This window comes from Actinomyces succiniciruminis, assembly GCF_900002405.1.
Taxonomy (GTDB): Bacteria; Actinomycetota; Actinomycetes; order Actinomycetales; family Actinomycetaceae; genus Actinomyces; species Actinomyces succiniciruminis.
Window position 1 is genome coordinate 1 of sequence record NZ_LK995501.1, and the last position, 23,157, is coordinate 23,157.

General features: G+C 66.1%; 17 protein-coding genes. 13 read left to right on the top strand and 4 right to left on the bottom strand.

The annotated features are described in order from the left end of the window. Positions 1-1,206: DUF6541 family protein (locus BN1056_RS07670; protein WP_342343942.1), on the top strand; the 1,206-nt coding region annotated here is incomplete at its 5' end. 57 nt (positions 1,207-1,263) lie between these two features. Then, positions 1,264-3,303: a DUF6541 family protein gene (locus BN1056_RS07675; RefSeq protein WP_210580182.1), complete on the top strand. Its 2,040-nt coding sequence runs from the start codon at positions 1,264-1,266 to the stop codon at positions 3,301-3,303. A gap of 44 nt (positions 3,304-3,347) precedes the next feature. Here the strand turns inward: BN1056_RS07675 and rfbB are convergent, their stop codons facing one another. Beyond that, positions 3,348-4,343, bottom strand: a complete 996-nt coding sequence (gene rfbB, locus BN1056_RS07680; RefSeq protein WP_210580183.1) for a dTDP-glucose 4,6-dehydratase — start codon at positions 4,341-4,343, stop codon at positions 3,348-3,350. 313 nt (positions 4,344-4,656) lie between these two features. Here rfbB and BN1056_RS07685 point away from each other — a divergent pair, with 313 nt between their 5' ends. The 5 genes from BN1056_RS07685 to BN1056_RS07705 all read left to right on the top strand — a co-directional run bounded on the left by BN1056_RS07685 (position 4,657) and on the right by BN1056_RS07705 (position 11,603). Next, positions 4,657-6,876 carry an N-acetylmuramoyl-L-alanine amidase gene (locus BN1056_RS07685; RefSeq protein ID WP_210580184.1) on the top strand — a complete coding sequence of 740 codons (2,220 nt, stop codon included), beginning with the start codon at positions 4,657-4,659 and terminating at the stop codon, positions 6,874-6,876. Between the two features lie 120 nt (positions 6,877-6,996). Next, positions 6,997-8,022 carry a glycosyltransferase family 2 protein gene (locus tag BN1056_RS07690; protein ID WP_210580185.1) on the top strand — a complete coding sequence of 342 codons (1,026 nt, stop codon included), beginning with the start codon at positions 6,997-6,999 and terminating at the stop codon, positions 8,020-8,022. 99 nt (positions 8,023-8,121) lie between these two features. Then, positions 8,122-9,195, top strand: coding sequence for a glycosyltransferase family 4 protein (locus tag BN1056_RS07695; protein ID WP_210580187.1), 1,074 nt, complete (start codon positions 8,122-8,124; stop codon positions 9,193-9,195). Next, positions 9,192-10,145: a lysylphosphatidylglycerol synthase domain-containing protein gene (locus BN1056_RS07700; protein ID WP_210580189.1), complete on the top strand. Its 954-nt coding sequence runs from the start codon at positions 9,192-9,194 to the stop codon at positions 10,143-10,145. The genes BN1056_RS07695 and BN1056_RS07700 overlap by 4 nt, the downstream gene beginning before the upstream one ends. 60 nt (positions 10,146-10,205) lie before the next feature. Continuing rightward, the gene (locus tag BN1056_RS07705) at positions 10,206-11,603 is read left to right on the top strand and encodes a phospholipid carrier-dependent glycosyltransferase (protein WP_210580190.1); all 1,398 of its coding nucleotides are present in this window, start codon (positions 10,206-10,208) and stop codon (positions 11,601-11,603) included. Positions 11,604-11,648: 45 nt separating this feature from the next. Here the strand turns inward: BN1056_RS07705 and BN1056_RS07710 are convergent, their stop codons facing one another. Next, a complete protein-coding gene (locus tag BN1056_RS07710) occupies positions 11,649-12,554 on the bottom strand; it encodes a glycosyltransferase family 2 protein (RefSeq protein WP_210580191.1) in 906 nt (301 codons plus the stop codon). 231 nt (positions 12,555-12,785) lie between these two features. On the opposite strand from BN1056_RS07710, the gene BN1056_RS07715 reads away from it, so the two are divergent. Genes BN1056_RS07715 through BN1056_RS07735 form a run of 5 tightly spaced genes read left to right on the top strand, consistent with a single transcriptional unit; the run spans position 12,786 to position 18,101 of the window. Continuing rightward, positions 12,786-13,616, top strand: a complete 831-nt coding sequence (locus BN1056_RS07715) for an ABC transporter permease (protein WP_210580192.1) — start codon at positions 12,786-12,788, stop codon at positions 13,614-13,616. A gap of 2 nt (positions 13,617-13,618) precedes the next feature. Beyond that, a complete protein-coding gene (locus BN1056_RS07720) occupies positions 13,619-14,914 on the top strand; it encodes an ABC transporter ATP-binding protein (RefSeq protein WP_210580193.1) in 1,296 nt (431 codons plus the stop codon). Beyond that, on the top strand, positions 14,911-15,201 hold the full coding sequence (locus tag BN1056_RS07725; protein WP_210580217.1) for a methyltransferase: 291 nt from the start codon (positions 14,911-14,913) through the stop codon (positions 15,199-15,201). Before BN1056_RS07720 ends, BN1056_RS07725 begins: the two co-directional genes overlap by 4 nt. Positions 15,202-15,257: 56 nt before the next feature. Beyond that, a complete protein-coding gene (locus BN1056_RS07730) occupies positions 15,258-16,031 on the top strand; it encodes a rhamnan synthesis F family protein (RefSeq protein WP_244671580.1) in 774 nt (257 codons plus the stop codon). 9 nt (positions 16,032-16,040) lie between these two features. Continuing rightward, positions 16,041-18,101, top strand: a complete 2,061-nt coding sequence (locus tag BN1056_RS07735) for a glycoside hydrolase family 99-like domain-containing protein (RefSeq protein ID WP_210580195.1) — start codon at positions 16,041-16,043, stop codon at positions 18,099-18,101. An 85-nt stretch (positions 18,102-18,186) separates the two neighbouring features. On the opposite strand, the gene BN1056_RS07740 is transcribed toward BN1056_RS07735, so the two are convergent. Beyond that, on the bottom strand, positions 18,187-19,509 hold the full coding sequence (locus BN1056_RS07740) for a UDP-glucose dehydrogenase family protein (protein WP_210580197.1): 1,323 nt from the start codon (positions 19,507-19,509) through the stop codon (positions 18,187-18,189). Between the two features lie 137 nt (positions 19,510-19,646). Beyond that, a complete protein-coding gene (locus BN1056_RS07745; protein WP_210580199.1) occupies positions 19,647-21,119 on the bottom strand; it encodes a sugar nucleotide-binding protein in 1,473 nt (490 codons plus the stop codon). Between the two features lie 464 nt (positions 21,120-21,583). Between BN1056_RS07745 and BN1056_RS07750 the strand changes: the two genes are divergently transcribed. After that, complete coding sequence (locus BN1056_RS07750; RefSeq protein WP_210580201.1) at positions 21,584-23,143, top strand: DUF2142 domain-containing protein; 1,560 nt, start codon at positions 21,584-21,586, stop codon at positions 23,141-23,143. The last annotated feature ends 14 nt before the right edge of the window (positions 23,144-23,157 follow it).

Consider the following 23,157-nt stretch of genomic DNA (forward strand, 5'->3'; position numbering starts at 1 on the left):
GAGCGCCGCGCGGCCGCCTCCCGGGTCGGTGGCTGGCTGGCCGCCGGCTTCGCCTGCCTGGGACTGGTGGCGGTGCACGGCGCCTCCGCGTTCAACCTGGCGGTCATCGGCGTGCCCGCGCTGCTGGTGGTGGGGCTGGTGGCGATCACGCAGCGCTGGCGCGCCGGAAACCGCCAGCGGATGATCATCATGGCCCTGGCCGGCCTGGTTGTGCTGGCGGTGGCCCTGGGCGTGATTGGCTTCTGGGACCAGCTGCGGATGCTGTTCACCTACCACCGGCCGAGTGCGAATGCGGTGGCGGTGCTGCGTGAGGCCTTCCACGACTCGGCCATGACCCGGGCCATTCGCGACGGCGGCTGGGGCGGGGCCAGCCTGACCGTGGTCGCGGCCGTCGGAGTGGTCGTCTCCGTGGTTCGGCGCCGGCATCGCTGGGCGATCCTCACCGCTGTGCTCGCCGTGCTGCTGATGGTCGCCTCCGTGTACACGGATGGTCCACTGCGCGTGTTCGCCTCACCCTGGTATTTGCAGCGTGCGCGGATCATGCCGTTGTTCGAGATCGCCGTTCTGGTGCTGGCGGTGACCGCGCTGGAGGGGCTAGGGGACTCGGCGCGGGGACGCCGCGCGGCGCTGCTCGCCTCCCCGCAGCCGGTCCGTGCGGCCTGGGGATTGCGCGCGGCGGCGGCGCTGCTCGCCGTGAGCACGGTCGCCCTTGGCGGCGCCGCGGTCGCCCGCTCGGGCTTTCACCACTACGTAATCGCCTTCTCCTACCAGCCGACGATCAGCCGCTGGCCGATGATGCTGTCCGAGGAGGAGATCGACTTCATCCGCGCTTCCGCGGACCTGCTGCCCCAGGACGCGGTGGTGCTCGGCCAGCCCACCAACGGCTCGGCCTACTACTGGTCACTGACCGGCACCGACGTGGTCTATCCGACTCTGCGGCGCTACGCCGAGGCAGACCGCCGCATCGTGGCTCGGCATGCGGACGAGATCCTTGACGACCCGCAGGTGTGCGCCGCCCTGGACCGGTTGGGCGCCCACTACTACTACACCGACGACGACCTCACCGAAGGCGGCGCCCCCGGCGGAGCCGAGACACCGCGCTGGCCCAACCAGCTCGACGAGCTGCCGCGCGAGGCGTTGACGCCGGTGGCGAGCGACGGCGACCACACCCTGTGGCTGATCAGTGCCTGTGGCTGGGCCCGGTAAGCCGGTGCGGCGCCTGGTGCATCTGGTTTCATGGTGCAGGTGGACGTGAGCTTGAGCATGACGGTCACCGCAGTGTCCAGCCCCGTGGAGTTGCTGCCGGCGACGGCGGTCGTGGCGCTCATTCTGCTATTGCCCGGCTGGGCCGTCGCACGGGGGGCCCGGCTGAATGCGTCGGCGGCCCTGGCGCTCGCCCCCGCGCTCAGCTGCGCGATTGTCGGGGCGGCGGAGATCCTTGCCCACGCCGTCGGCGCGTCCTGGTGCCCGTGGGGGTGGTTGGTTGTTGGCGTTGTCACCGTGCTGCTTGTCTCGGCGGCGCGCCTGGTCGCCGGGCACGGTGACCAGGTGGGGCGGCGGCTGGCGGCCGGACGGAGCGGCCGCCGGATCCTAAGCGCCGGCCTGGCCATCGCGGTTCTGGTTCCTGCGCTGGTGTTTCTTACGACGCTGCCGGGTGCCGGATACCCGGCCCAGGCCTTCGACGCCGTCTTCCACCTGAGTGCCGTGGCCGCTATTCGGGAGGGTGGCAATGCCTCCATGCTCGGCGGCCTCGCCGACCTGTATGGCGGCCGGGCGGTCTACTACCCCACGGTCTGGCACGGGCTCGTCGCCCTGGCTCCCGGCAGCGCAGTGGCTGCAACCAACGCCGCCGTTCTGGCGGTCCTCGCCCTTGTCTGGCCGCTGACCGCCTGCGGCATGCTCATCCAGCTGGTCGGCGCGGGCATGGGCCCCAGGCCCAGCACCGGGGGCGTGCCCGGCGCGCAGCTCGACCGTGATCGCCTCCGGGCGATCGCGGTAGCCGTTACCGTCGCCCTGTCAGCGGGGCTGGTGGCCTTCGCGCTACTGCCCATGACCGCGCTGGCGGTGTGGCCCTACGCGCTCAGCGTGCTGGGCCTGCCGGGGGTGATGGTGTGCCTGGAGCTACTGCGTGCACACGCTGCCGAGTCGCCGCGCCGGCGGGCGGTGCTTTGGCTGCTACTCATTGGTGCCTGCGGTGGGGTGGTGGCCGCGCACGGCACCGGATTGTTCAATCTGGTGGTCCTAGGACTTCCGTTCGCAGTGGGGGCGTTTGCCGGGCTGCGTCACCTGCGTGGACGCGCACGGGCGTGGTTGCTCGGCGGGGGAGCGGTCGGCGTGCTGATACTGGCGGCCGCTGCCTGGCTGCTGCGCAGTTCGCTGGCCTCCGTCATGGGCTACCGGCGCCCGGCCGGCGGGCCGGCGGGCGCTGCGGGCACGCTGTTGCAGACGCTGGCCGACCTACCCATGTACGGCTCCTACGCCGGCGCCCTGATCCCCGTGGGCGCGGTCTTCGGTGCACTCGTGATCGGTGGTGCCTGGATGGGACGGCGCGATCGGCGGCTGCGTCCCTGGCTGGCGGCGTGGCTACTGGCGTTGGTGCTCGTCGTGATGGTTGGCGGACCGCAGTGGGTGGGCCGCCAGCTCGGTTCTCCTTGGTATTTGCAGAAGGCCCGTATTGCCCCGCTGGTGCTGCTACCGGCGCTGGTCCTGGCCGGCGGTGCGGTGCAGGGCATGGCCGCCCGGTTGCTCCAACAGCGCACGGTGCAGTGGCGACGGGCGGGCGCGGTCGCACTGGTGCTGTTGGCGACGGTGCCGGTGTTGACGCGGATACCGTTGGAGCGGGCACTCGTCGCCTCGATCTACGATCCGAAACGCATCCAGTACGGCACCCTGGTCACTGCCGACGAGATCTCCCTGTTCGAGCGGGCGGCGTCGGCGCTGCCGGATGACGCCGTCGTGGTCGGTGCACCATCCCTAGGCGGTGCCTACCTGTGGTCGCTGGGCGGCGTGCACGTCGCCTATCCAATGCGGGCCGCCCCCGCCGCGGGCACGCCCCAGGCGGCACTGCTGGAGACCTGGCCGGACTTGAATCAGACCACCTGCGTGGCACTGGACGAGCTCGGCGCAGAGTTCTTCTTCATCGACACCGATGCCACGGCCGCGGGATCGCAGACCGGCATTGCCCCACTGCGCTGGGACGAGCCCCTGGCACAGCTGCCCGAGACCGGAATGGAGCTGGTGGACTCCCAGGGCGGCGCGCAGCTGTGGCGCATCACCGCCTGCGACGGCGACGACGGCGAATAAGAACCGCAGCGCCCAACCTCTCCGGTCGGGCGCTGCGGGGTGGCTCACTGTCCCTGGGCGGCGTACTTGGCCTCGACCTCCGCCTTCAGCGGGCGCCACCAGGACTCGTTGTCCCGGTACCAGTCGATGGTGGCCTGCAGGCCGGAGCGGAAGTCCGTGTACTGCGGGGCCCAGCCGAGCTCGGTGACGAGCTTGGAGTTGTCGATCGCGTAGCGCATGTCGTGGCCGGGGCGGTCGTTCACGTGCTCGTAGTCGCTGGGGTCGTGTCCCATGAGCTCGAGGATGAGCTCGACGACCTCCTTGTTGCTCTTCTCCCCGTTGGCGCCGATCAGATAGGTCTCGCCGATGCGGCCCTTCTCAATGATGTCCCACACGGCGTTGTTGTGATCCAGCACGTGAATCCAGTCGCGTACGTTCTCGCCCGCGCCGTACAGCTTGGGGCGCACGCCGTCGATCAGGTTGGTGATCTGGCGAGGAATGAACTTCTCGATGTGCTGATAGGGCCCGTAGTTGTTCGAGCAGTTGGAGATGGTCGCCTCCACGCCGAAGGAACGCACCCAGGCGCGCACCAGCAGGTCACTGCCGGCCTTGGAGGAGGAGTAGGGGGAGGAGGGGTTGTAGGGGGTGTCGGGAGTGAACTTGGCCGGGTCGTCAAGCTCGAGGTCGCCGTAGACCTCGTCGGTGGACACGTGGTGGAAGCGCACCCCGTGGCGGCGTACCGCTTCCAGCAGGGTGAAGGTGCCCACCAGGTTGGTGCGGATGAAGGGGGAGGGGTCACGCAGCGAGTTGTCGTTGTGAGACTCGGCGGCGAAGTGGACCACCACGTCGGCGTCGGCCACCAGCGGGTCCACCGTGTCTGCGTCGGCGATGTCACCGACCACCAGGTTGATACGGTCGCCCAGGTCCTCCAGGGAGCCCCGGTTGCCGGCGTAGGTGAGCTTGTCGAGCACCGTCACCTTCGCGTCGGGGTGACGCACCAGGGTCTGGTGGACGAAGTTGGCGCCGATGAACCCGGCGCCGCCGGTGATGAGGACGTGCATGAAGTGCTCCCCTGCGCTGCTAGAAGGCGTTCGAACGTCGCCATCATGCCACATGGGATCGGCCGACTGGGCGGGTCAGGTGCCGCCCATGCAGTCGGTGGCAGTGGCAACTCGGAGTGATGGCATTAGGCGCATGTCGACAATGAATTACATCGGCGATAATTACGCTTCTGTAGTTAAGTGACATAGATCAATTCGTTCACCATGTATCGCTCATCGGCGGTAGCCTGCCTTTCAGTTCACATAAGTCACATACGTCTCAGCGTGCACATGTGACTCACAGGAATTTGTTCGCGGTGCTGAAAGGACCCTCATGCGAGCCCCACGACTTCTCGGGCTGACGGCGGTGCTCCCGCTGCTCGCGGCCGGACTCATGCCCGCCACGACGGCGGTCGCCGATACTGCGGAGACGGCCGCACCCGTGCAACTGCTCGAACTGACCACCTCCACCGGCGAGGCGACCGAGGTGGCCGAGGCCGGACTGGAGGAGACGACATCGGCCGGCACGAGCGGCGGCACCGCCGTCGCTCCCCGGCTCAACGCGCGCCTGGCAACCGTGGCCCGGGCGGTCACTGCTGGCGGCGTGGACCCGGAGGCGGATGCGCTCCTGCTCACCGAACCGCTAGAGGTAGATGACTTCCTGGTCGCCGGCTTCACCTGGACCGGCGCCGACGAGCTGCCCGACGGCCTGGACGTCTACCTGCGCGTTCGCGAGAACGGCGTCTGGTCCGAGTGGTACCTCAACGAGGCCAGTGGCGCCGGCCGGGATGACGCCGTCGGCGTGGCCGGCACGGAGGAGTTCGTCACCGGCGGTGCGGACGCCGTACAGGCCAGCGTCGTCGGCGATGCGGCCGACCTGCCCGCCGGCCTCCGCTTGGCGCTGATCCCCGGCGAGCCCGTCGGCGAGGAGGTACTCGAGCCCGAGAACCTCGGCTCCGTGGATGCGGAGCCCACCGCGGTGGCCACGCCCGAGGAGGCGGAGGACAACCTGACGAGCGGCCTGACCACACCCACCGGGGTGGCAACGCAGGAGGCGGATGAGGCGACCTCGCAGACAGGAGGCGCGGAGCCGGAGGCTGCCGAGGCAACGGCCGCCACCACCGAGTCCGCAGCGGCCTCGACCGGTACGAGCGGAGGCACCTCCGTCAGCCCGAACCTGCCCGCCGCACTGGCGGCCACCACCACCGCGGGCAGCCTGCCGGTGCCGGTGATCACCCGCGCGGAGTGGGGCGCCAACTCCTCCTACATGACCTGGACGCCGTCATACGTGGCGGCCGACCACGTGATCGTCCACCACACCGCCGGGACGAACAACTACACGTCCAGCCAGTCGGCCTCCATTGTGAACGGCATCTACTACTACCACGCGGTCACCCTCGGCTGGGGCGACATCGGCTACAACTTCCTGGTGGACAAGTACGGCCAGGTGTTCGAGGGCCGTTACGGGTCCACCGGTGCCGCGGCCGGCAAGATGGTGGTGGGCGGTCACGCCTACGGCGCCAACACCGGCACCATGGGCATCTCCATGATGGGCACCTACACCAGCGTGTCCCCCTCCTCCACCCACCTGACCAATGTCGGCAAGATGGCCGGCTGGTTCCTGAAGCGGGCCGGGGTCACCAGCGCCACCGGCTCCTCCGCCTTCACCTTCAAGTCCACGGAGAAGTACGCCGCCGGGCAAACCATCTCCTTGCCCGTCATCTCCGGGCACCGCGACGTCGGCTACACAACCTGCCCCGGCGACGTCGGCTACTCCAAGCTGGGCCAGATCCGCTCGACCGCGCAGAGCCAGATCAACAGCTCGAGTAACAACGCGACCAGTTCCACAAGCAAATCCACCTCGTCCAACGGTGCCAGGAGCCACCAGATCTATCTGAATGACGCCTGGTCGGCGACCGCCAATACGGTCTTCACCTACACCACTCCGGCTACAACCGTCCTCGCGGGCGACTGGAACGGAGACGGCAAGGACACCACCGGAGTGCGCAATGGCGCCGCCTACGGTTTCCGCAACGCCAACACGTCCGGTGCGAGCCTGCGCACCTTCACTTACGGCAAGAGCACCGATCAGGTGCTCGTAGGGGACTGGGACGGCAACGGCACCGACACCTTGGCGGTGCGGCGCGGCAACACCTACTACTTCAGGAACTCCATGTATGGCGGTGGTGCTGACAAGGTTGTTGTCTACGGTAAAGCGGCCGACGAAGTGATCGTCGGCGACTGGAACGGTGACGGCAAGGACACCTTGGCGGTGCGCCGCGGCGGCCAGTACCACATCAAGAACTCGCTGACCGGCGGGAAGGCGGATCAGGTCGTCATCTACGGTAAGCCCACCGACACCGTCCTGGTGGGCGACTGGAACGGGAACGGTAAGGACACCCTCGCCGTGCGTCGCAACGCCACGTACTACGTCCGGAACTCTCTGTCCAGCGGCGTGGCCGACATCGTCCAGATCTACGGCCGGGCCGGTGACAAGACGATCGTGGGTGACTGGAACGGGGACAAGAAGGACACTCTCGGCGTGGTGCGCTGAACAACGGTGATGTCCTTCGCGCTGGTGTGTAGCGCATGTGGCAGCTTGTAGGCTAGCGGTGCTCGCTCGGCCACGATTTCGGGCGTGCACACGCCCCGCGCCCACCCGAGAAGGAAGTTCATGAAACTGTTTGTGCAGATCCCCTGCCTCAATGAGGAGGGGACGCTAGGCATGGTCCTGGACACGATCCCCCGCCAGATCGAGGGTGTCGACGAGATCGAGATCCTCGTCATCGACGACGGTTCCAAGGACCGCACCGTGGAGGTGGCGCGGGAGCACGGCGTCAAGCACTTCGTGCGCCACGCCCGAAACATGGGTCTGGCCCGTTCCTTCCGCGACGGCGTGGACTACGCCCTGGCGCATGGCGCCGACATCGTGGTCAACACCGACGGCGACAACCAGTACAAGCAGGAGTACATCGGCGACCTGGTGGCCCCGGTGGTGCGCGGCGAGGCCGACATCGCCATCGCCGATCGGCAGACCGCCAAGATCGCCCACTTCTCCTGGTTCAAGAAGCGCATGCAGCACTTCGGCTCCCAGGTGGTCAACTATGCGGCCGGTACTCGCCTGCCCGACGCCGCCTCCGGCTTCCGCGCCTACTCCAAGAACGCACTGCTCAAACTCAATGTGATCACCCAGTTCTCCTACTGCATGGAGACGATCATCCAGGCGGGCAACAAGCGGCTGCGTATCGCGTCGGTGCCGATCACCACCAACCCCAAGACGCGTGAATCGCGCCTGTTCAACAACATCTTCCAGCACATGGCCAAGTCCGGTGGGGCTATCACCCGCTCCTACCTGATGTTCAAGCCGCACGTGGTGCTGGGCTGGCTGGCGGCGTTATTCGCGATCGTTGGGGCCATCCCGTTCATCCGCTTCTTCATCCTGTGGTGCATGGGCACCGCCGGCGGTCACGTGCAGTCCCTGGTCTTCGGCACCACCATGCTGGTGGCGGCCCTGCTGTGCGTGGCCCTGCTGGTGATCGCCGACCTGCAGCGCACCAACCGGGTGCTGATCGAGGAGACTCTGGAACGGGTCAAGAACATCGAGTACGGGCGCGTGGACGACACGCAGATTCCCGGTATCCGCGCCGCCCTCATCCCCGGTCTCCTGCCGGGAGCGGACTCTTACAACCAGGAAGACTGAGACGTGCGCAGGGTACTGGGCTTTGGGACCTACGATGTCGCGTCACACCCGCGCGTCGAGGTCCTTCTCGAGGGCTTGCGTCGCACACCTGGAAACGAGGTGCGTGAGCTAGACGAGCCATTGGGGCTGAGCACCGCCGACCGGGTCGCGATCCTCAAACAGCCCTGGCGCCTGCCGGTTCTGGCAGGCCGGCTTGCCTCACGCTGGTCGCGTCTTACCGCCGGCAGTCGCCGCTACCGCGGCTCGCACAAACCAGATGCCCTACTTGTAGGCTACATGGGGCACTTCGACGTGCTGCTGGCCCGCCTGCTCTACCCCCGCACGACGATCATTCTGGACCACTTGATCTTCGCCTCTGGAACCGCCCGCGACCGCGGCGAGGATGGGGTCAAGGCAAAACTCCTGTCGGTCCTTGACCGCATGGCTACACATTGCGCTGATGTGGTTGTCCTAGATACCGCGGAGCACGCTGCCAAGCTCGACGGCGCAGTACGCGACCATGGAGTGATCGTCCCGGTCGGCGCCCCGTCGGCCTGGTTTACGGCCGGTGAAGCCGCCCGCACGAAACGCACCACGAGCGGGGACGACGACGTGCGGAATGCAGATCGCCCACTGACCGTAGTCTTCTTCGGACTGTTCACTCCGCTGCAAGGCACGCCGTACATCGCCCAGGCGCTGCGGCAACTCGCCGAGCGAGGTGTGCCGGTGCGAACGTTGCTGATTGGGTCGGGGCAGGATCGTGCCGAATGCGAACAGATACTGGCTGATTCCCCAGCCGGGCAGATGGTTCAGTGGCGCGACTGGGTGGACTCCGCCGAGCTGCCCCGCGTGGTGGCCGAGCACGATGTCTGCCTCGGCATTGTCGGCACCACCGACAAGGCCCTTGACGTGGTGCCCAACAAGGTCTACCAGGGGCTGGCGGCCGGATGCGCCGTCGTCACCTCCGATACCGCCCCACAACGGCGTGCGATCGGCGACGGCGCGATTCTGGTCCCGCCAGGTGATCCCCACGCCTTGGCCGACGCCCTGGAGCGCTTGGCAACCGACCCCGCCGCTCTGCGCGCCGCACGCGAGCACGCCGCGGCCGCTGCGGAGGCCTTTGTGCCCGAGCAGGCCGTCGCGCCACTGGTCGCCGCTCTGGAGCGCGCGGTGGCTGCGGAGGGGGATCGGTGAGCGCGCTTATCGGAAGAGTCATGGGGGCGTTGCGCTCCACCCCGGTACGGATTGGTTTCCTCGCACTGGTGGTCGTACTGGCAGTGTATGCGGTGGCCTCACAGTGGGATGACATCGTCGCGGCCGTGAGCGGCATGAATCCTTTGCTGCTGCTGGGCTCGCTGGTTGCCGGCGTGATCTACGTACTGTTGACTATGCTGGCCTGGAGGGTACTGCTGGCCGACATGGGCACAACGCTGCCGCTGAGCGCGGCCTTCCGGGTCTTCTTCGTCTCCCAACTCGGCAAGTACATGCCCGGAGGGGTGTGGAACATACTCGCCGCGGCCGAACTCGGCGCGGATCATGACATTCCGCGTCGTCGCTCCGTCTCGGTGATGGCGGTGACCGTGATCGTCTCCATCGTCACCGGTGCCGCGCTGGCGGTGGTAACGATGCCCTTCGCCTCGGAGCGTTTGCGCGACAGCTATGGCTGGGTGTCCTGGACACTGCCCGTCTTCGTCGTCATGCTGCTGCCGCCGATCCTCAACCGGCTACTCGCCTTGGTTTTCCGTCTCACAGGGCGGCCCCCGCTGGAGCATCCGGTCAGCTGGTCCGGTATCGGTGCCTGCACGGTCTGGACGCTGGTCGCATGGGCGGTCGCCGGCGTTCAGGTGTGGCTGCTGGCCATCGGCATCGGTATGGCCGGGACCCCGGCCACGTTGGCGTTGTGCATCGGCGGGTACGCCATGGCCTGGACCGTCGGCTTCCTGATCGTCTTTGTCCCCGCCGGCGCAGGTGTGCGCGAGGGCGTGCTCGGGCTCGTCCTGGCAGGCGCGCTGACCACCGGTGGTGTGGTCGCCGTGGTGCTACTGTCCCGCGCGGTGCTGACCATCGCGGATCTTGCCATGGGTGGCGCCGGCATTCTCGCCGCTCGGCAAGGGCGTAGTCGGGGGCAGACGCCGTCCGAGTGAGGTAACCCGGAGCGGCCGCCGGGCGAGGGCAGGAATCGGTGACACATGAGGAGGAGTGACATGGTGGAAGGTGCTACGGACTCCGTTGCGTCGGCACGGCGCACTTGGGCGGGGGACGGCAATGGGCGGTCCCGGTGGAGCTCCTGGTGGCCCCGGCGGCGCGCCGACGTGGGCATCGCCCTGGCGATTGGCCTGTTCGCCCTCGCCGTCGCGGTGGTGCAGATCATGCGAGTTACCGAGATCAGCCCTATCGACGAGGCGACCCATATCGACTACGTATGGCGCATCATGCACGGCGAGCTTCCCCATCGCGGTGACACCTACACCCCCTTCACGCTCGAGGAGTGGTCCTGCCGGAAGCAGGCGAGTGTGTATAACAAACTGCCCGAGTGCGGCGTGACCGATCCGTCGCAGTTCGGTGTGATCATGGAGAACTACAACGCCTGGCAGCCGCCGGGCTTCTTCGCCGTGGTTGCACTGATGACCCGTATCGGCATGGTGGTAACCTCCCTCGATCCGGTGACGCTCATGCGCCTGTCCTGTGCGATCATCGTCGCGGTTGGCCTGATGATGGTCTACGCCCTGATGCGCATGTGGTCCCTGCCGCGCGGGCTCGCTGCTCCGGTGACCCTGCTGCTGCTCGCCAATCCCTTCACGCTCATGGTGGCCACGACGGTGTCCACTGATGCGCCCTTCCTGGTGTTCGGTGTGCTGTCCGCGATCGTGCTTACGCGTGAACTGTCGGGAAAGTCGGCGGCGCTACTCGCATTGATAGCGGCGGCCTGTGCCGGGGCGGTCAAGACGATCACCCTGGCGTCCCTAGTCATTGTGCTCGGGGTGCTGGTACTTATCGCAGTGGTGCGACTGGTGCGCGGACGCGACCGCTGGTGGCAGCCATTGCTCACCGTGGCCGCCGGTATTTCTGGGGGTGGGCTGGTCACCCTGCTGTGGGGGCGATACGTCGCCGCCCATACGCCGACCGGGTGGGAGAACCGGGTCCTCGGCCAGAATAACACCGAATACGCGGGCAATCCGTTCGACGAGTGGCTGCCGACGCTAACCCACGTGTTCGGATACACCTCGGGATCCTGGGAAGGAGCTCCGGTCACGACCTATCACGGCCAGCTCCTCACCAATCTGGCGGGGCTGGCGCTAACCGTGGCCCCCTTCTGTGGGCTTATTGCGCTGCGCGGGCGTGAACGACTCCTGGCAGGCATTGCGGTAGTGGGGCCGGTGCTGGTGGTTCTGCTGGTCCAGGTCCAGTCGTGGGTACGTGAGGAGGTCTACTTCCCCATCGTCTCCGCACGTTACGGGGTCACGCTGATCCCACTCACAGCGCTGGTGCTCGGGCTGTTGCTAAAGCCCTTGAAGAGACGCGGACGGGCCGTGGTCTGGTGCCTGTGCGCTCTGGTGCTGCTGCTGATCGTCATCGACAGCCTCGGAGTAGGCCGGGTCTAATAGCGTGTGGGAAGACGCAGGCGGAGGCGTGCGGGGAGGTACGGCTCAGGCCTGGTCGTCGAGCGGCCCCGAGCGGCCGCACAGGCCGTCCCGGATGCCTCGGCGCAGTAGGCGTCTGCGCTCCTTGCCTCGGTCCGGCAGCATGGCGTTGAAGGCAACGTACTTGACCAGCCAGTACACGTACCGCACTCGCCACCGCCAGGGCATGAGCGCGTGCCTGCGGACCAGGGCGATGGTGTTGCGCGCGAGGTAGTAGTTACGCGTCGGCCCGTGGACATGCACTGGTTGGGATCTGCCCGGCAACATGACCACGTCGTCGCCCAGTGAATGATGCAGCTTGGCGTCGGGAACAACCAGCAGCCGGAACCCGGCTTGGCGTGCGCGCAGTCCCCACTCCAGATCGACGTGGTCGATGAACAGCGATTCATCCATTGGACCTACGGTGTTCAGCGCGTCGACACTCACCAGGCAGCCGGAGGCGATGAGGAAGGCGGCTTCGAGACGGTCGGTGTCCAGCTCCGCAGGCGTTGCGCGCCCCGGTTTCCAACGGCGACTCACGTAGACGAGCTGATCGCCGCCCTCGCGGTCTTCTTCCGGCAAAGGCCCGACCGCGGCAACGCGCCCCGCGGAGTCGAAGCCGGACAGCAGGCGGTCCACCATTCCCGGAGCGGGCAGTGAATCATGATCGGACAGTAGTATGTGGGAGGCGCCCAGGTCGCGAGCATGCGCGATGCCGACGTTCTGAGCCGCGGCGATTCCCCGATTGTGCCCCAAGGCCAACAGTTCGGCGTGTGCTTCCACCGCCGCTCTTTTGATGCGGGACAGCCCGTCGCCGGGAGTGCCGTTGTCGACGACAAGCACGTGATCGCACTGTTCGTCCAGCACCCGGAGCAGTCCGGCGATGTCATGATCGGGGTTGAAGGTCACGACAACCGCTACTACTACCGGCATGCGCGTCCTCCCTGGCAGTGCTGTGTTCTCGCAGTTGGGTATCCACAGGGTAACCCGACCGACACCGCCGATGCAGCCGGGGAAGTTGCGGGAGACATCACCTACAGGCCCTCTCTGCGACTATGACCTAGCAGGTATGGTGGCCTGGTCCGTCAGGCGCGGACGCGCTTGCACGAGTCCTTGGGGACTCGTCCGCGCTCCGACGTGCACCCCGAGGCAAGTGAGGACTGCATGAACAAGACGAACGTGAGGTCCAGGAGGTCGTTCTGGCAGGAGTGGGACCTCATTCAGGCCTTCGGGCAGCGTGACCTCAAGTCGAAGTTCAAGGGGACCGCTCTGGGCTGGCTGTGGTCACTCGTAGTCCCCCTTGCGTCCCTGGGCATCTACACGCTGATCTTCGGCGGATTGTTCAAAATGGTCCCGGCAACTATCGCCTCACGACACGAGGGCATCGGAATCTTCGCCGTATGGCTATTCGCAGGCCTGACCATTTGGGGATTCTTCCAGAACTCGATTAATGCGGGAATCAACGGTCTGCTCGGTTCGGGCGGCCTGTTACAGAAGGTTTATTTCCCCGCCTACTCCGCAGTGCTTGGTTCCTGCCTGGCCATCGGGGTGCAGTCGGCGATTGAGGTCGGTCTGCTGCTAGCGGTACTGCTGTGCCTGACGAACGTGTCCTGGACTTGGCTGCTGCTGGTGCCATTCCTGCTGCTGCTCGTTGTCTTCACTGGTGCCATCAGTGTGATCCTGTCCATTTGGAACATCTATGTTCGCGATCTGGCGCACCTCGTGGGCGTCTTTCTGCAGCTGATGTTCTACGCGACCCCCATTATCTACAACCCCGATATCGTCCCCGAGTCCGTTTGGGGGCTGCCCGCCCACGACCTCATTCAGGCGATGCCCATGGCCCAGTTCATCAGTCTGTTCCGTTCGCTGGTCTACTCGCTACAGCCCGGAACCATAGGTGACTGGCTGTCCTGCTGTGTCTGGGCGGGAATCGCACTCGTCGGCGCGGTGCTCGTCTTCCGCCGCTGGGGTGCCGACCTGGGGGAGAGGATCTGAACATGAACACTACGGCTGCTCCGGTCGTCGCCGACGCAGGCGATGACTTCGCCATTGAGGTGCGTGACGTTTCCAAACACTTCACGCTGCACGCGGACCGGCGCGACTCTCTCAAGGAGCGCTTCGTGCGCGGACGGTCTCGTGACACCCACGTATTCCACGCCCTGGACAATGTCAGCTTCGCCGTGAAGAAGGGCATTACGTTCGGGCTCGTTGGGCACAACGGATCCGGTAAGTCCACCATGCTCAAGATCCTCGCCGGCGTGTACCGGCCCAACGAGGGCGAGGTCATGGTCGCCAGCAAGGTCGACGCGCTGCTGGAGGTGGGTGCCGGCTTCCACGGTGAGCTCACGGGGCGAGAGAACATCTACCTCAACGGGGCCATCCTCGGACGCACCAAGAAGCAGATCGAAGAGTCCATCGACTGGATCATCAACTTCGCGGACATCGGCGACTTCATCGACGAGCCCGTCAAGGTCTACTCCTCCGGAATGACGGTTCGACTGGGATTCGCCGCGGCCGTGGCTATCGAGCCGGAGATCCTGGTGGTTGACGAGATCATCGCCGTCGGGGACGAGGAGTTTCAGCGCAAGTGCTTTGATCTGATGCGGCAGTTGCGTGACCGCGGCACCACGATCGTGCTGGTGACCCACTCGCTGTCGCTCGCCACCGAGATGTGTGATGAAGTCGTCTGGCTCGACCACGGCAAGGTGCAGATGGTCGGCGATGCCGACGAGGTCGTCTCCGCCTACCTGACCTCCGTCAATGAGAAGGAGGCCCGCCAACGGGCGCAGGAGCAGCCGGAGGAGGAGTTCCCCGAGGACGACCAGTACAAGCTGAACCAGGGCAACGGCGACTGCCGGATGACCGGTGTGCAACTGCTGGACGATGACCTCCAAGAGGTCGCGTTCGCCACGTACGGCAGGCCCCTGACCGTGCGCGTGCACGTGAACGCCAAGAAGGACCTGCATGATGTTGAGCTGGGACTCGGATTCTCGACCGACGGGGGCGTGACGATTGCCGGCCCCAACTCCAAGGCCGCGGGCACGCTGTACTCACTCCGTGCAGGCGATTCCTTCATCGACTATAAGATCGATCAGGTGGTGTTCCAGCCCGGAAGGCTGTGGCTGACCACGTGCTTCGTCAGGGATGGACAGATCTTCGACCTGTCCGACCGACGTACCGAACTCATTGTCCGTGCCGACAGGACCATGGACGAACCCGGACTGGTCACGCTGGTGCCGGGGCACTGGAGTAAGCGTCCGGGGTTTCCCGCCCCCGGGGAAGGACAACAATGAGTACATCCGCCAATGAACCAGAAGTGCCGCTTGGCGCGGGTCCGGACTCCGCAGCGCGCGACTGCGAGGAGGAGATCCGGCAGCTTCGTGCCACCCTGCACAAGATGAAGCACGAGATGGCCGAGCTCTCCATGCGCAACGAGGAGCTTGAGAAGGAGTTGCGGCGTGCCAACAGGGTCATCAGCGGTGCATGGGAGCAGATCGACGTACTGCGCCACTCCTCATCGTGGCGGGTCACCGCGCCGGTGCGTGCATTCAAGACCCGTCTGCGGGGAGTCCTGAGGTGAGGCGCCCACGGCTGAAGGGACGCGGTCCTCTGGTGTCGGAGGTGTCAAGAGGGCGCGTGCACATCGAACGCGGCAGGCCCGCCACGGTCGTGGGCCCTGATCGGGTGGCGCTTGTCGCCCAGTTCTCCGTCGGCCCGCTCCAACCCAAGTCGCTCTCCGAATACCTGATGCGTCTGGATGCGGCGGGTTACGCGACCGTGGTGATCTCGACCTGCGAGTCCGCCGAGCCGCTGGAGTTCCCGGCGGGGATTCCGAACGACACGATGATCATCCGGCGCCCGAACCTCGGCTATGACTTCGGATCATGGGCCACCGCCCTGGGTTGCTTCCCGGAACTGCGCAACGCGGGGACGGTGCTGCTCACCAACGACTCCCTGCTGGGCCCGTTCGCTCCGATCGACGAACTGCTGGAGTGGGCCGCCGCGCCCGGCCCCGACATTCGCGGCCTGACCGCGTCGTTCCAGTTCGCCCACCATATTCAGAGCTTCTTCCTGTCCTTCAGAGGCGGGATACTGGCCGATCATCCGTGGCGGGACTTCTTCAACGCCGTCCGCGTGGAGCCCGGCAAGGACGACGTGGTCATGTCGTATGAGATCGGCGTGTCCCGTCTGGCCTTCGCCGAGTGCTACTCGAGCGAGGTGTGGGTGACCGGTCCGGAGTTGGGAGTGCCCTACGGAAACCCCACTGTCGATGGCTGGAAGAACCTGATCGAGTCCGGCGTGCCGTTTCTCAAGCGCACCATCATGACCCATCCGTCTACCGAGGCTGAAGCGGCCGAGGCGGCTCAGTACATTCGGCGGCGGTTCGGAACCGACGTCAACGAGTGGTAAGGACCTGTGATGACCAAAGTCACCAAGACCGGGCTCGTACGACGAGCCAGCTACTTCGCCGCCAGGGGGCGCAACGCCGTCGCCAACCTGGTCGTCAGCGGCAGCATCCACGGCTATCAGAGCAAGCACTGCGCGGACTTCAACGAGTACGTCTCGCGGTTGGGAGGACGCCAGAACTCCGGGTTTCCGGACCACTGGCGGGTGGACGACTCACTGGTCAACGACGACCCGGCGCGGGTCGCCGTGGTGATTCACTGCTTCTACCCGGAGCTGATGGATGAGCTGTTCGAGCACCTGCAGGTCATTCCCGTCGACTTCGACCTGTTCGTCACCAACGCCTCCGGACGGGAGCTCACGGTTCCGCGGGAGCGGCTGCCGCATCTGGGACATGTATCCGTCGTGGAGGTGGCCAACCACGGGCGGGACATCTTCCCAACCGTGCAGCTGATCAATGCCGGCTTCCTCGACCCGTACGACATCGTGCTGAAGGTGCATACGAAGCGAAGCCCTTGGCGGGAGGAGCATGCGGAGCTCGCCGGCGACGGCGCCGGTTGGAAGGACCAGCTGCTGGCCGACCTGCTCGGCTCGGAGCAGCGGGTGAAGGAGATCCTCAACGCGTTCGCCTCGGACTCCTCCCTCGGCCTGGTCACAGCCGACGATTGCGTGGTTGGACCCGAGTTCTGGGGCGGGGACCAGCACATCGTCGAGCAGTTGCTGCGCCGGCTGGAGTTGTCACTGGACGATCCTGACGCCCTGCGCTTCGCCTCCGGCTCCATGTACTGGATCCGTGGCTTCGTACTGCAGGGGCTGCGCGCCTTGAACCTGCAGCACGCAGACTTTGATGAGGAGAACGGGCAGGTCGACGCCACCACGGCTCACGCCGTTGAGCGCCTACTGGGCATCCTGACCGAGGAGGCGGGCCTGCGAATGGCCGAGGTGGCCGAACTCGGCAAGCAGGGCGCGGGCGCGGCTGATGCCTATGCGCGGTTCGAACGCGGAGCAGACCGGTATGCCCGGGCCCAGCTGATCCCCTTCTACCTGCCGCAGTTCCACGATTCTCCGCAGAACAACCGCTGGTGGGGGCAGGGATTCACCGAGTGGTCGAATGTCACCGCCGCGATCCCGGGATACCGGGGGCACTACCAACCGAAGCTGCCGACCGAGCTCGGTTTCTACGACCTCGCTAACGATGAGGTCCGCCGTAAGCAGGCCGTACTGGCGCGTGAACACGGTATTGCCGGCTTCATGTACTACTACTACTGGTTCTCCGGCGAGAGACTGCTGAACGTTCCGATCGAGCGGTTGCACGCATCCGATCTCGATCAGCCCTACTGCATCATGTGGGCCAACGAGAACTGGACCCGTCGCTGGGACGGCAGGGCCGCGGATATTCTCGTCGGCCAGGACTACACGAAGGTCCCGGCTGAGACCTTCATCGACGACGTCATGGAGTTCCTCCTTGACCCGCGCTACATGCGTATAGACGGCAAGGCCGTCCTAGCCGTTTACCGCCCGGCACAGATGTCGAACTTCCCGGACGTGGTCGCGACCTGGCGCCAGAAGGCCCGTGAGGCGGGCGTCGGCGAGCTGTACGTGCTCGCCGTCGCGGTAGCGGAGGAGTTCGACGGCATCCAGGCTCTCGGCGGTGAAACTGGCATCGACGGCACGCTCCAGTTCCCCCCGCACAACCTGCCCTGGGTCGCCGGTCCGGCTACAGAGGTCGGCCTCGACTCGCGTTGGCGCGGGAACTTCATGAGCTACCAGGAGACCGTCAAGGCCTCGTTGGCCATGTCCGGCACACTGGATGACAGCGAGTATCCGGGAGCCATGGTCGCATTCGACAACACGGCACGCCGCCAGTGGACTGCGGACACCTGGTACGGCTCGAACCCGTACACCTTCCGTCGCTGGGTGGCAGGACTGATCGACTCGGTGATGTCTCGGGAGCCGGAGCACCGCGTGGTGTTCATCAACGCCTGGAACGAGTGGGCGGAGAGCGCCGTTTTGGAGCCGACTACGCGTTTTGGGCGAACTTTCTTGCTAGCGCTGCGCGACGCTGTTTGGATCTGATCATCCGGCTGTAGGGGCAACGCCAACGGCCCGAAAACCAGTCAACTGCTGACCGGTTTTCGGGCCGTTGTCACGGTTTGTACGGCTAGCGCCGGCCGATGCCCGCGTAGGTGAAGCCGGCGGCCTTCCAGTCCTCACGCGGCAGCGCGTTGCGGCCGTCGATGACGATGCGGCGGGCCACCAGCTCGGCGGCCTTGGCGGGGTCGAAGGTGGTGAACTGCTTCCACTCGGTTCCCAGCACAACCACGTCCGCGCCGGTCAGTGCCGCCTCGATGGAGTCCGCAACCTGATAGGGCAGGCCCTCGCGGTCGGCCAGGATGGGGCCGGCTGCCGGATCCATGACCACCACGGAGGCGGATAGGCCGACGAACTCCTTAGCCAGGTCGAGTGCGGGGGAGTTACGCATGTCATCGCTGTCCGGCTTGAAGGCCGCGCCGAGGATCGCCACCCGCTTCCCAGCCAGGTCCTCACCCAGCAGCCCACGGGCGGTGTCCACCACGGAGTGACGTACGGCGTCGTTGACCTTGTCCACCTCGGCCAGGAAGCCGAGCGACTCGCCGACGCCCAGCTCGTTGGCGCGCGCCTGGAAGGCGCGAATGTCCTTCGGCAGGCAGCCTCCGCCAAAGCCGATACCGGCGCGCAGGAACCGCTTGCCGATGCGGTCGTCCAGGCCGATGGCGCCGGCCAGCGCGGTCACGTCGGCCCCGGCGGCGTCGCAGATCTGCGCCATGGCGTTGATGAAGGAGATCTTGGTGGCCAGGAAGGCGTTGGCGGAGATCTTCACCAGCTCCGCGGTCTGGTAATCCATCACCAGCCGGGGCTTGCCCGCCTCGATAATCGGCCGGTACAGCTCGTCCAGGACCGCCTGCGCGTCCGCCGCGGCCCGCTCGTCGTCGGGCAGCCCGTAAACCATGCGGTCGGGGTCCAGCGTGTCCTTGACCGCGAATCCCTCGCGCAGGAACTCCGGATTCCACACCAGCGTCACGCCGGTGGGGGCGACCTGCTCGGCCAGGCGGGCGGCGGTGCCCACCGGGACAGTGGACTTGCCGGCGACGACCTCCGGTCCGTCGGTGCACTGGCCCAGGTGCGGCAGCATGCCCTCGATGGCAGCGTTCACGTAGGTGAGGTTCGCGGCACCGGTCTCCGACTGGGGCGTGCCCACGCCGATGAAGTGCACCTGCGCGCCGGCGATTGCCGCGTAGTCGGTGGTGAAGGTCAGCCGCCCGGCATCCACGTTGCGGCGCAGGACATCCTCGAAATCGGGCTCGAAGAAGGGGGCCTTGCCCTGGGACAGCAGCTCGACCTTGCGGGCGTCGACGTCGACCCCCACCACCGTATGGCCCAACTCGGCCATCGAGGCCGCGTGCACAGCGCCCAGGTATCCACAACCAATTACCGAAATACGCATGTGGGAAGGCTAACGGACTAGGCAAGGAGTTGGCGTGTGTCGCGTCGCAGAGATGGCCACATTTTCGGACTCGTTGCCCACAGGGGTGGGGGGTGGGTCACGTCCCCATGAGGCGCACCCCGCTAGCGTTCACGAACTCACAGTTCGATGGTGGGCACGTAGGCGTCCAGACGCTCCATGGAGTTGCCCGGCGTGAAGCCGGTTGCCTCGATCTTGCTCAGGTCCAGAGCGCTGCGAAGCGGACGCGGGGCGATGCCCTCCTGCCCGGCGTAGTACTCGGCGGTCGTCACCGGCGTGACCTCCTCGGCGCTGTGGCCCACCAGTTCGAAGACTCGCTTGGCGACGTCGCACCAGGACACCACCGGCCCCTCACCGGACAGGTTGTAGGTGCCGAACTCGGCGCCGGTGCGCAGCAGGTGGATGATGCCGGCCGCCAGGTCGGTGGTGAAGGTGAGTCGGCCGGTCTGGTCGTCCACCACCTTCGGGGCGATGCCGCGCGCGGCCAGGGAGGCCATGGTCTTGGCGAAGTTCTTGCCGTCACCCACCACCCAGGAGGTGCGCACCAGGTAGTGGTTGGGGGCCGCTTCGACGGCGGCGTCGCCGCCCGCCTTCGACTGGCCGTACACACCCAGCGGGCTGGGGGACTCATCCTCCGTGTGCGGCTCAAGCGTGCCGTCGAAGGTGTACTCGCTGGAGATGTGCACCAGGGTCAGATCGTGGCGGGCCGCCTCCCGGGCCAGGTTTGCCGGGCCGGTGGCGTTGGCGCGCCAGGACAGGGGCCGTCCCTCGGGGGTCTCGGCGCCGTCGACGTTCGTCCAGGCGGCGGCGTTGATGATGATGTCGTAAGCGGACCAGTCCCAGGCGGCCATGGCGTCGGCGTCGGAGATGTCCACCTCCGGCAGATCCACGCCGGTGGGGCTGAAGCCGGCCGCGGGCAGCTGCTTCATGAGCTCGCGGCCGAGCTGCCCCTTGCAGCCGGTGACCAGCACGCGCCTGCCATCCGCGGTGGCGTCGGTGGCTGCGAAGGGGACGACGTCCGCCAGGCGCGGGTGAGCGCGGTCCTTGTCGGACTGGATCGCCTGCTCCAGCGGAATAGGCCACGGCACGGCGACGGTCTCATCGGCCAGGTTCAAGAAGGTGTACTGGGCGTCGGGCGACCAGTGATCGTTGACCAGGTAGGTGTAGGCGGTGTTCGGCTCCAGCGTCTGGTAGGCGTTGCCCACACCCTTGGGCACGAACACGGCCACCGACGGGTCGATCTCGGTGGTGTACACGGTGCCGAAGGACGGCCCCTCACGTAGGTCCACCCAAGCACCGAAGACGCGCCCGGTGGCCACCGACACGAACTTGTCCCACGGCTCGGCGTGGATGCCGCGGGTCACCCCGACCTCGTCGTTGAAGGAGATGTTGTTCTGCACCGGGCCGAAGTCCGGCAGCCCCAGGGCCGTCATCTTCTCCCGCTGCCAGTTCTCCTTGAACCAGCCCCGGTTGTCGCCGTGCACGGTCAGATCGATGCGCAGGAAGCCGGGAATCGGGGTGGTCTCAACACCGAGCGGCTTGAGCAGCTCGATGCCGTCGGTGCGGTCGGGGGTGTCGGCCGTGTCAGTCATGGTTCTCCATCTGGTTCGCACTACGGTGCCGGGCTGACGGCGAGCGCCGCAAGCCGTCGACCCACCTAGCCTAGACCTGTAGGGCATCCCGTCCCTCCCGGCTGGGCAAATGCCGTCTCTCGGTCGAGGAAACCGCACGTTCACGCGCCATGGCAGGGGTACCTCACTGGCAGCAACCTGGATAGGCCCACCCAGCCAATGCCGCTAAGCCCGGGTGGTTGGCTTCACTCCAGGCAACCCAGGAAACAAACAGAGTCTCCATAGCCGCCTCAATACCTGCTAGCATTCCCTGGCGCGAGCTTCCGGCGACTGTTTGCGAGATCTTCTCGGTCGTGTTGACGAGACTGCGTGCTGCTGCGGCATGCGCAACTCCTGCATGGCGGGGTGCGACAGCGCCGGCGTTCCACTCCTCTCCGGTCGGCTTGGGGTGCGGGCATCGCGTCGAGCAACGAGGAGAATAATCAATGGATGCAGCAACCGGGTCGAGCCAGGCGGGACGATCGCGGTGGCCCCTTGGAAGCCGCAGGCGCCTCGGGGCCGCGCTGACCATGCTGCTTTTGCTCGTCGTCGGGGTCGGCTGGGTGCTGTGCTCCCCATTGGGCGGCTCTCCCGACGATGACTACCATCTGGGAAGCATATGGTGTCCGCGTCCGGTGGCGGAGTCTTGTCAGACCAAGACGATCGACAACGTTACGCAGGTCCTGGTGCCGCAGACCATCGATGATGATTCGCTCTGCTATAAGAAGCACCCGGAGACATCTGCTGCTTGCCGGATGTCCTATTCGGACGAGACGACCGCCTATACGGCTCGTTATGACGACGGGAACTATCCGGTGGGTTACTACCGTTTCCATCACGCCCTCGTCGGTAGCGACGTCACCCGCTCGGTGATCTTAATGCGTGTTGTCAACGTACTCATCGCAGTGGCTCTGTTGGGAACGATTGCGCTGCTGTCGCCACCCGCACTGCGTGCCGGCTACATTGCCGCGGTCGGATTCGCCTGGATTCCAATGGGCGTATATTTCGTAGCTTCCAATAATCCCAGTTCGTGGGCGCTGACTGGGGTGCTTGCCTACGCCTCCGGCTTATTCATGTCGCTCAGGGCTGAAGGTAAGCGCCAGTGGCTGCTGCTGGGGCTGGGCGTCGTTGGGAGCGTGCTCGCCTGCATGTCCCGTGGCGACGCGGCCTTCTTCCTCTTCGTGGTCTCCCTGGCGCTGCTTCTGGGGGTGCGTTGGCGGCGGCAGATCCGTGTCCATGCGCTGGTCGCGGCTGTTGTTGGCTTTGCTGGAGTTTGGGTGATGCGGAGCACGGGGCAGGGCGGCTACGCCTCCGGTGAGGGGGCTCAGCCTCCGCCAATGACTCGTACCCGGCTGTTCGAGATCGTTCAGGGTGTGCCTCAGTTCCTGGCGGGTATGTACGGGCGCCGCTGGGGTGGAGGTTGGTGGGATGTCCCCATGGACGGCGTGATCACCATTGGCGCGCTGAGCCTCGCCGGTATCGCGCTGTTCATGGGAGTCCGGGTGATGACCTGGCGTAAGCTGTTGTCGGCGGGAGTTATTCTCGGGGCGCTGGCGGGAATGCCCGTTGTGTATGCGATTCTCAATGGCTTGCCGAATGTCTATGTCATGGTTCAGCCCCGCTATGTGCTGCCGTTGCTGGCGGTGTTCTACCTCGTGCTTTTCCTCACCGACGACTCGCGTACGATGATGACTCGTACGCAGGCGATGCTGGTCGTCGTTGTGTCCACTGCGGTGAGTTCCGCTGCGGTTCATCGACTACTGCTCCGGTATACGCAAGGCATTGAAGACATCAATCGTGTGCCCTTTAACCTTGATGTCGGCGTCCAGTGGTGGTGGAACATTCCTATCTCCCCGATGCAGCTGTGGGCATTGGTCACGGCCTGTACCCTCTTGGCCTCCACGATGCTGGTGTGGTTGGTAGGCGGCGGCAGGTCACGGCCGGTTGAGCGCGAGACTCACACTGCCTCCGCGGCCCCGACGGCCGAGTCGCCTGCTGCCGCGTGACCTGGAGGTGGGCG